Source organism: Limnochordia bacterium (assembly GCA_023230925.1).
In the GTDB taxonomy this organism is placed as follows: domain Bacteria; phylum Bacillota; class Limnochordia; order DUMW01; family DUMW01; genus JALNWK01.
The window spans coordinates 1-10,466 of the sequence record JALNWK010000072.1 but is presented as its reverse complement, the minus strand read 5'-3'; the positions used below and the strand labels follow the sequence as shown (position 1 = coordinate 10,466).

General features: G+C 42.1%; 8 protein-coding genes and 1 pseudogene. All 9 read left to right on the top strand.

What is annotated here, in order from left to right; genetic code table 11:
- The first annotated feature begins 185 nt into the window (after positions 1-185).
- The 9 genes and pseudogenes from M0Q40_11690 to M0Q40_11650 all read left to right on the top strand — a co-directional run bounded on the left by M0Q40_11690 (position 186) and on the right by M0Q40_11650 (position 9,853).
- Positions 186-656 carry an IS3 family transposase gene (locus tag M0Q40_11690; GenBank protein MCK9223257.1) on the top strand — a complete coding sequence of 157 codons (471 nt, stop codon included), beginning with the start codon at positions 186-188 and terminating at the stop codon, positions 654-656.
- 237 nt (positions 657-893) lie between these two features.
- On the top strand, positions 894-2,267 hold the full coding sequence (locus M0Q40_11685) for a nucleotide sugar dehydrogenase (GenBank protein ID MCK9223256.1): 1,374 nt from the start codon (positions 894-896) through the stop codon (positions 2,265-2,267).
- Positions 2,268-2,281: 14 nt separating this feature from the next.
- A complete protein-coding gene (locus M0Q40_11680; GenBank protein MCK9223255.1) occupies positions 2,282-3,220 on the top strand; it encodes an SDR family oxidoreductase in 939 nt (312 codons plus the stop codon).
- A 65-nt stretch (positions 3,221-3,285) separates the two neighbouring features.
- Complete coding sequence (locus M0Q40_11675; GenBank protein MCK9223254.1) at positions 3,286-4,458, top strand: glycosyltransferase family 4 protein; 1,173 nt, start codon at positions 3,286-3,288, stop codon at positions 4,456-4,458.
- Positions 4,459-4,496: 38 nt separating this feature from the next.
- Positions 4,497-5,624 carry an aminotransferase class I/II-fold pyridoxal phosphate-dependent enzyme gene (locus M0Q40_11670; protein MCK9223253.1) on the top strand — a complete coding sequence of 376 codons (1,128 nt, stop codon included), beginning with the start codon at positions 4,497-4,499 and terminating at the stop codon, positions 5,622-5,624.
- A 104-nt stretch (positions 5,625-5,728) separates the two neighbouring features.
- A complete protein-coding gene (locus tag M0Q40_11665) occupies positions 5,729-6,400 on the top strand; it encodes a sugar transferase (GenBank protein MCK9223252.1) in 672 nt (223 codons plus the stop codon).
- Positions 6,401-6,575: 175 nt separating this feature from the next.
- Positions 6,576-7,880: a 3-hydroxyacyl-CoA dehydrogenase family protein gene (locus M0Q40_11660; protein MCK9223251.1), complete on the top strand. Its 1,305-nt coding sequence runs from the start codon at positions 6,576-6,578 to the stop codon at positions 7,878-7,880.
- Between the two features lie 11 nt (positions 7,881-7,891).
- Positions 7,892-9,158 (top strand): annotated as a pseudogene (locus M0Q40_11655) (acetyl-CoA acetyltransferase).
- Positions 9,159-9,196: 38 nt separating this feature from the next.
- Positions 9,197-9,853 (top strand): acetyltransferase, encoded by a 657-nt coding sequence (locus M0Q40_11650; protein MCK9223250.1) that lies wholly within the window; start codon positions 9,197-9,199, stop codon positions 9,851-9,853.
- Positions 9,854-10,466: the final 613 nt, after the last annotated feature.

Sequence of the window (10,466 nt, the reverse complement as noted above, 5' to 3'; positions counted from 1 at the left end):
TCCAATAACCCAGCTGATGTTCAGGTAATCCTTGTTCTTGGCACCACGCCCGGCGACTCAATCCGCTGATTTCGAAAGACCGGATACGTTCCACCCATAGTTCCTTCTTGGCTTGATTCTTCAGAATACCAACTCCTTCCGCGTGATGTATTGATTATCTCATCACTACCAAGAAGCAGGTATGTGTGCTAGCTTTGACGCTTACGCTTTATCTAGCCACAGTTATTGACCTTTTTTCTCGCAGAGTCGTGGGTTGGGCCCTATCGGCCCGAATAGGGAAGGAACTTGTGATTGACGCTATGAACAAGGCTATTACCAATGAACGGCCGCTAGAGGGTCTAATTTTCCATTCTGATCGCGGCTCACAGTACGCCTCATATGCCTTCCGGGATCTACTAAGCGAGAAGAATATACAGCAGAGTATGAGCGCTAAGGGCGATTGCTATGACAATGCCTGTGCAGAATCCTTTTTTGCAACGATCAAGAAGGAGTTAATCCACCGTAGACGGTTTTCGACTCGCTCTGAAGCCACTTTGGCAGTCGTGAACTATGTCGTGTGCTGGTACAATCCGCATCGAATTCACAGTCTGCTTGGAGATATGTCTCCCCAAGGGTACGAACAAAACTATTACAAGGGGCTTTTGGCAGTAGCGTAAAGATATTGTTTCAAATTTGGAGGTATCGTGAGCACGAACCAGTTAGTTTATCTTCAACGTGTCCGGTTAGGCTAGAACACTCCACGATTACCAAGCCATGGAGGCCAAGGACACACGGAAGAGAACCCATACGTTTAGGGGGTCAGACTGCAAGTGGCTCCAGAACATCTTTTGGCATGATTTCATTTAGGCAGCTGTAAAATCTGGTGTCTTTGTTGAATTTGGGGGCTATCAATTATGAATTATGATTTGTTAAAATCAAAGATTATGAATAGACAAGCAGTAGTAGGAGTGATCGGACTTGGATACGTTGGCTTACCATTAGCTGTGGAAATGGCCAAGGCTGGATATAAAGTCATAGGCATAGACCTATCTAAAGAGAAAGTCAAGCAGTTACAGGTTGGTAAGTCATTCATTCTTGACGTATCTGATAAAGAACTTCAGCAAGTTGCCGCTAACGGTAACTTCGAAGCTACCACCGATTATGCTAGAGTAGGTGAAATGGATACCATTAGTATTTGTGTTCCAACACCTTTGAGGAAGACGAAAGATCCGGATATTACTTACATTACCGCAGCGGTCAGAGGTATCAAAGAACATATGAAAAAGGGTACCCTTATTATCCTCGAAAGCACCACATATCCGGGAACTACTGAAGAGTTAGTTCGCGCTGAACTCGAGGAATGTGGATTAGAAGTAGGTGTTGACTTCTTCCTCTGTTTCTCGCCAGAAAGGGTTGATCCGGGGAATAAGCACTATAATACAAAGAACACCCCAAAGATTATCGGTGGAACTACACCGCAGTGTTCCAGGCTAGCTTCTATGCTATATGAAAATGTACTCGAGTCTGTCGTTACCGTAAGCTCCACAAAGGTAGCCGAAACAGTAAAGCTCTTAGAAAACACATTTAGAGCAGTCAACATTGCCTTGGTTAACGAAATGGCACTAATGTGTGATAGAATGGGAATTGATGTATGGGAAGTCATTGACGCTGCTGCTACAAAACCGTTTGGTTTTATGAAGTTTACACCAGGACCAGGAATCGGTGGACATTGTATTCCAATAGACCCAATGTATCTATCTTGGAAAGCTAAGACCTATGACTTTTATAATAAATTTATAGAACTTGCCAGTGATACAAATGGAAACATGCCACGGTATGTTGTTAATAAGGTTAGCGATGCACTAAACTTACAAAGGAAATGTATCAATGGATCTAGAATTCTTCTTCTGGGAGTTGCTTACAAGAAGGACATCAATGATCTACGGGATTCTCCTGGCTTAGAATTATTTCGGTTGCTGCAAGAAAAAGGAGCCAGGACAGACTTTCACGATCCATTTGTAGATAGATTCCTAGACGAGAGCACCGGAGATTACGTATACGGTGTAGGTTTGGACCATATACAAGAGTACGATTTAGTGCTTTTAGTCACCGACCATAGCAGTTTGGATTATAGGTGGATTGCTGCAAACGCCCAACTTGTTTTGGATACACGAAATGCCTTTGCGGGTATAGAAAGCAGTAACATTATCAAAATAGGGGCACCCCTGCCCGAATACCCGCAAGCATCACTAATGGAAACAGAAGCGGCAGCTACTAAAGAAGACTAAGGAGTGTCACAAAAATGGCTGTATACTTGGTAACCGGTGGAGCTGGTTTTATCGGTTCTAACATTGTGGAAACCCTATTGGAAAACGGGGCTAATGTTAGAGTGTTAGATAACCTGTCTACCGGCAAAGCAGAAAACTTGAGAGAGTATCAAGATGACATAGAATTCATCAACGGTGATATTCGAGACCTAGAAAGATGTCAGAAGGCATGCAAAGGAGTAGATTATGTTCTCCATCAGGCAGCTTTAGGGTCCGTTCCGCGTTCAATAGAGGCTCCTAAGACTACAAATGATGTAAATATCTCAGGCACATTAAATATGTTAGTCGCTGCTCGAGATCAGGATGTACAAAGATTTGTCTACGCCTCATCTTCTTCGGTCTATGGTGATGATCCTAATCTACCTAAAAAAGAGGATAGAGTTGGTAGGGTGCTTTCACCATATGCACTTACCAAGAAAACTAACGAAATTTATGCACGTCTATTCTTTGAATTATATGGGCTACCAACTATAGGTTTGAGATATTTCAATGTCTTTGGTAAGAGACAAGATCCTCATTCGGCATATGCTGCGGTAATCCCCAAATTCGTAAGACGTTTGATCAACGATCAGCCCGGTGTGATTTATGGTGATGGTCAACAGTCTCGCGACTTTACACACGTTTCAAATGTGATCCAAGCAAACTTGTTAGCTTGTTCAGCTACTGCACCTGCTTTCGGTCAGGTGTTTAATATCGCTTGTGGAAGTAGCACTACAGTACTTGAACTCTATGAGAAGATTTCTAACTTGCTTGGCAAGAGCATCACACCAGAGTTTAGACCACCTCGTAAAGGTGATGTAAAGCATTCCAATGCGGATGTGGAGAAGGCAATAAAATTCTTGCGATATGAACCTAAGATAAATATCGATCAAGGATTGGAAATGACTATAGATTGGTATGTAAATAATCTATAGTGTATGCTGTGGTGAACTGCAATAAAAAGGATCATTTGGTGTAATCTAGGAGGGATTCTGTATCAATGCAACCTCCAAAGGTCATTCATGTAGTGACGTCATCAGCTAGTGTAGGGCTAATGAGAGGACAGCTTTCATATTTGCGGGAAGCCGGCTTTGATGTAACCGTTGTATCTGCTCCTGGTCCGGGTTTAGATAAGGCAGGCGAGACAGAACAAGTTAACACGGTTTCGGTTGTGATGGATCGTGGTATATCGTCCCCGTTTCAGGACCTTAGAGCCCTCTGGCAGTTATATAGACTTTTTAAAACGTTAGAGCCTGATTTGGTAAATGTAAGTACGCCTAAGGCGGGTTTTTTAGGAGCAATAGCATCCCGCTTAGCAGGGGTTCCTAACATAATTTATACCGTACGGGGTTTACGCTTTGAGACTACTAGCGGCATTAAGAAGAGTATTCTATGTATGTGTGAAAAAATAGCTATAGCTTGTTCTGACAGGGTGTTATGTGTGAGTGAGAGTGTGCGGCAGGAAATGGTGGAGCTAGGTCTTGCTGTAAACAAAAAGACATATGTTTTAGGTAAAGGTAGTAGCAATGGTATAAATTTGGAAGATTACGAACAGACTCTGCAGCGACCATTAGGAGCAGAGAAAATTCGCTGCAAGCTTAATATCCCGTTACAAAGCCGTGTTATTGGTTTTGTCGGTAGGATTACACGAGATAAAGGGATCAATGAATTAGTAGACGCTTTCTTGATTGTAAAGAAGGAATTCCCGGATCTAGTTCTTCTAGTTGTAGGAAGAAAGGATAGTGCCGAAACGGTCGAACCGCGGATCAGAAAAGAATTAGAGGAAAACCGAGACATTATTTTAGTAGGCCACGTGAACGATCCTGCTCCTTATTATATGCTTATGGATTTATTGGTTCTCCCTACTTACAGGGAAGGATTTCCTAATGTTGTTCTTGAGGCTGGGGCTGCCAGCATTCCAACTGTTGGGACGTATGCAACTGGTGTGGTAGATGCAGTTATAGATAATGAGACAGGACTGCTAAGTCCGATCGGGGATATAGAAGCTTTAGCGAGCAATATATCATTGCTGTTGAGCAATCAGGAGCTGGCGAGAAATATGGGTTTCGCAGCGAAGCGTTATGTTACCGAGAATTTTAGGTCTGAGGATGTGTGGTGTAGAATTGAGGAGTTTTACTGGGATATGCTCGATGAATCAAACTGGATGAAGTGAAGCATCCCTATATTTGCTCATATTTGGAGGTCTTGGAGTTGAGTCACAATCGTATATATCTCTCTCCCCCTCATCTAGGAGGGGAAGAACTAAGCTTTGTTGAAGATGCATTTGCCTCGAATTGGATTGCTCCTTTGGGTCCACATGTTGAGGCTTTTGAAAACGAAGTAGCACAGTATGTAGGATCAAAGAGTGCCTTGGCCTTATCGTCTGGTACAGCAGCTATTCATTTGGCACTAAAGTACCTTGGTGTTCAAGAAGGAGACTATGTCTTTTGTTCTTCACTGACTTTTGCGGGCAGTTGTAATCCAATCATGTATGAGAAAGCAATACCGGTGTTTATTGATTCTGAACCTGATAGTTGGAACATGTCGCCGGTGGCATTACAGAAAGCATTTGAAGCTTTCGAAAATAGAGGTATAAAACCTAAAACCGTAATCATTGTTAATCTATATGGACAAAGTGCTGATATGGACAAGCTTCTGCCAATCTGCGAGCATTATGGTGTTCCGGTTGTAGAAGATGCGGCAGAATCTTTAGGTGCGATGCATAAGGGGAAAGCGAGTGGTACTTTTGGACACATAGGTATCTTTTCCTTTAATGGGAACAAGATCATTACAACCTCCGGTGGAGGGATGGCCGTTTCAAATGATCTTGATGCTATCAAAAAGATGAAGTTTTGGGCGACCCAAGCAAGAGAACCCGCGCGTCACTATGAGCATAAAGAGGTTGGATATAATTATCGTTTAAGTAATATTCTGGCTGCCATTGGCCGAGGTCAACTAAGGGTGCTTGATGAACGAATTCAACAGAAAAAAAGAGTGTATGAAACCTATAAAAAGGCATTTGCAGGTAACCATGAGATTGAGTTAATGCCCATAGCATCCTATGGTCCACCAAATTACTGGCTTACCGTGATTACTATCGCTGATGAGAGAATCACTCCTGAGGATGTTGTTAAAGCACTAGATGAAAAAGACATAGAATCTCGACCGGTGTGGAAACCTATGCATCTTCAACCTGTATTCCGGGAGTCTGAGTACTATACCCATGATGAGGATGTATCTGCATGTTTGTTCAGCAGGGGTGTATGTTTACCATCAGGGGGTGCCATGACGGAAGAAGAACAACAGCTTGTTGTAGATACTATTAAGGAACTGTTATGAAAAGACTCGTTTCGACAAACGCCAAGTACGATACGTCTAGTCTACCTCGATTACTAAGATGAGCAAGCTTACTTTCATAACGAATTGAGGAAAAGGGTTAAGTCATGAAACCTTATTTGACACTAAAAGGAATACTAGATTGTGTTCTTGCTGTTACTGTATTGCCTATCGTATTGCCTATCATGGCAATAGCAGCTATGGCTATTAAGATAGAAGAACCGGAAGGACCAGTTTTCTTTAATCAGAAGCGTCCAGGAAAAGACGGGAGGATATTTGAGGTTTATAAATTTAGAACTATGAGAATCGAAACCAAGCGAAACGGTAGACAACTATCTGATATAGAAAGAATGACAAAGGTAGGTTCGTTTCTGCGAAAGACAAGTATAGACGAGTTGCCGCAGGTTTTTAACATATTGCTTGGTGAGATGAGTTTCATAGGACCGCGACCTCTTCTTGTTCAGTACCTTAGTCATTATACGCCTGAGCAGATGCGTCGACACAAGGTTCGACCGGGGATCTCTGGTTGGGCTCAAGTTAATGGACGAAACACCATAAGCTGGGAAGAGAAATTTAAACTAGATGTATGGTATGTTGATAACATTAGCTTTTTGCTTGATATGAAGATATTCTTTATGACAATAAGAAATGTCTTTAGTAGAAAAGGCATCAATAACTCGGAGGAGGATACTATGCCCTTGTTTTCAAATGAAAGCAGTTGCAAGGAGCTCCATGAGACTAGGATTAGAACTAGGGTTGAGAGGAAATCTATAGACTGACTATCATCCATAGAGGTATCGAATATCATATATACATAATTGCGACTGCTGCGAAGTGTTCAGGATTATGGTTGCTATAGGTCTTTGTGTGGAAATCGTAAACTGAGAAACCCGGTAGTGAGAGAGCTTATTCAAGGAAAATAGAAAATGGACAACAACGCGAGGGTTTGACGGAATGAATATTAACGTTGTGACTGTGATTGGTGCAAATGGTACGATGGGATGTAGAGTTTCTGGCATATTCGCTTCATTTGGTGATGCCAAGGTATATATGGTATCTCGAGAACTAGAAGCTGCTTATAAAGCCAAGGCTAAAGCGGTGATGTCTGTTAGAGCAGAAGCAATTGCCAGTAACTTAATTCCGAAGACATATTGTGATTTAGAGGAATGTATATCAGAATCTGATTTGGTTTTTGAAAGTGTAGCCGAAGATATCAGTGTCAAAAAGAATGTTTATAAGGGATTTGCTGAATACGTCAGACCGAATGCTATAGTCGCTACAGGCACATCTGGTTTGTCTGTTAATCAACTCAGCGAGTGCTTTGATGAGAAAATCAGACGTCGTTTTGTCGGGATGCATATGTATAATCCACCCTATTATATGACCTTGTGCGAGGTCATACCTTCTAGATACACGGATGCAAGAATTGTAGATGAAATTAAAACATACCTTAAGGATGTTCTTTACAGAGATGTTGTTGAAGTAAAAGATGAACCTGCATTCATGGGTAACAGAATTGGGTTTCAATTTATAAATGAGGCAATGCAGTATGCAGAGGTATACAAAGATAATGGTGGTATTGACTATATAGATTCTATTCTTGGGCCCTTCACAGGCAGAAGCATGCCTCCTCTAGTGACTTCCGACTTTGTCGGGCTAGATGTTCATAAAGCCATAGCGGATAATATCTATCATAATACAAGTGATTACGCGCATAAAAGCTTTGCCATGCCTGAATTTGCACTAGAGTTGATTTTACAGGGCAAGCTTGGCAAGAAATCTGGTTGTGGTCTGTATCAAACAGTGGTGAAAGCTGATGGTAGCAGAATAGTTAATGTCTACGACATAGTTACGGGCGAATATAGAGTTAGGGAACAGTTTGTTTTTCCGTTCGCCAAAGAGATGATACAAGAGTTTAAAGTAGGTAATTATGCACAAGCGTTTCGGAAACTTATCAGCAACCATTCAGTAGAAGCGACTATCTGCATACAGTTTTTAATTAAGTATGTGATTTACGCGATTTCGATATCAAAGTCGATTGGCGAAGATATTCATTCTGCAGATATCGTTATGTCACGTGGTTTTGACTGGGTACCACCGCTGGCTGCCATAGATGCTTTCGGTGGTGTAGAATCATTTAAGAAAATTGCATCCAATAGGCTCTCTAAAGAGTTCCTTTCTAGCATAGACATTGACGATATACTTACCGATATTCCTAGGTCTAGGTGCGACTTTAGACCCTTTTTTAAGGCTAGGTAGGAGGATACGTAGTGAAGAAAGTAGATAGAAACATATATCTTCTTGGAGGAGCACAGACTGATTTTGCACGAAATTGGAGTAAGGAAGGCAAAGGAGTCCTTGCTCTTCTGAAAGAGGTAATTGATGACGGACTGAAGAACATTGGTTTGACCTACGATGATATTAGCCAACTGAATAAGCAATCAAGAATTGCCTGTTTCGTAGGGAACTTCATTGGTGAGTACTACATCAACCAAGGCCATCTTGGAGCACTACTTACAGAAGTACACCCTGCCTTCTACGGTGTTCCATCCGCAAGATATGAAGCTGCTTGTGCATCTGGTTCAGTGGCATTGGATGCTGCCATGACCAAGATTAGAGCAGAAGACTATGATCTTGGTTTGGTGATCGGATGGGAGCTAATGAAGACTGTGGACTCCAAATCCTGCGGTGACTTTTTAGGAAGAGCAGCGTTTTATGAAGATGAAGCAGCTGGAATTGATTTTCCGTTTCCTAAGCTTTTTGGAAAGCTAGCTGATGTGACGATCGACAAGTATAACTTGGATGAAGAACGGTACTTGGACAACTTAGCTAAGATATCTTCAAAGAATTACTCAAATGCTAAGAGGAATCCAAACGCCCAGACCAGAAAGTGGTTCATGAATGAAGCTCAAGCTAAGGCACGAGGTACTGTGACCAACGATATAATAGGCGGTAGGTTGAGTATTTCGGACTGTTCGCAAGTTACGGATGGAGCAGCACTTGTTGCCATAGCCTCAGAAGAGTTTATGGAAGAAAGGTATAAGAGCATTGAGCATCCTGTTGTAGTTAAGGGGTGGGGTCATAGAGTTGCTCCTATGAGATTTGGGAGTAAAATCGAAGCAAGTTCAAATAACGAATACATACTTCCATGGACACGACAAGCTATCCTTGATGCCTATAGAAGGGCAAACATGACCATGGATGACATAGACGTTTTTGAAATCCATGATTGTTTTACATCCAGTGAATATGCTGCGATTTCTGCTTTCGGTATTACGGATCCTGGGTATGAATATAAGGCAATCGAGAGTGGCGAAGTATTCTTTGACGGCGATAAGCCCATTAATCCAAGTGGCGGTCTTATCGGTTGTGGTCACCCAGTTGGTGCAACCGGTGTGAGGATGATACTAGATTCATATAAACAGATCGCTGGTCAGGCAGAGGGTTTACCAATTAACGCATGTTGATAACGGTGCAATGCTTAGTATTGGTGGGAGTGCAACTACAAATGATGTGTTTATTGTCGAAAAGAAATAGGGAAAAATGATGAGTTATGAGGTAGGTTTGAGATTATGATGAAGAAGCTGGTAATAATCGGAGCTGGTGGGTTTGGGCATGAGGTAGCGTGGTTGGTTGAGAGAATCAATAGTATCCAACCCACGTGGGAAATAGTGGGTTATGTTGATGATAATGAAAGCCTACATGGGAGTATTGTTGCTGGATATCCTGTTCTTGGGGATTGTGCTTGGTTAAGAGAACAGGACCGTGAAACAACATATGCTATTTGTGCTATAGGGGCCTCGAAAGCTCGAAAAAAGGTAATAGAGAGGCTCGGCGACATTAGATTTGCAGTGCTTATTGACCCATCGGTGATTCTATCGGAAAGAGTGACTGTCGGGGAAGGTTCGATAATTAGTGCTGGTACTATCATTACGGTTGATATTAGTATTGGGTCACATGTCATTATTAATCTTGATTGCACGATCGGTCATGATGCAGTTATTGAAGATTTTGTAACGTTATATCCTAGTGTAAATGTATCTGGCAATACGGTCCTTGGTGAGTGTGTTGAGATGGGTACTGGGAGTCAAGTAATTCAGGACCTGCGGGTTGGAGATGGGACAATTGTTGGAGCTGGAGCTGTTGTTGTAAAAGAGCTTCCGCGGGAGTGTACTGCAGTTGGATGCCCTGCTAAGCCTATAAAGTTCCATGAGAGTAGTGCGGTTGACTAGAGAAGCATTTATCCAGAGCGGGCGAGCACCTTAAGCACTAAGTGACCAAAAGTAGAAAGACTCAAGAAGTCAACATCCCAGAGCATAATCCTAAAATGGAACCGAAAGAACAATCCGCCGGAACATGAAGGTAAACTTGTGGCAGACTCTCATAGCTATTGAGATCGTGATTATCAGTGCGCACTAACGATCCGATATTGCAACAGCATATTTATGAGTATTGTAATCGTCAGACTGCAAATTTACTATGGCTACAGGTAATATAGGGTGGGGTTGCACTTATGTGTATTTGATAATATAAAAGTGAACCATTTATTGTACAACTTACAATTTAGAAGTGATCCACCTATATACTTATTGGGGATTCGGTGGATCACTTCGGTTTGGTGATTCAGCAATCTCGTTCCAATTCGACGCGGTCTTTTAATCTATATAGGTTACCGTTTATCTGGAATACTCTCAGCTTAGGATTAAGCAAAGATGCAGTGGAATTGAGTATTCCGATCGAATAAGGCCACCTTCACGGAGAAAGAGGGCCACCCTCACGGTCAGATAAGGCCACTGTCACGGACTAGAAGGCCACCCTCTTTGTCACCGTTTTGCTCAAATTATC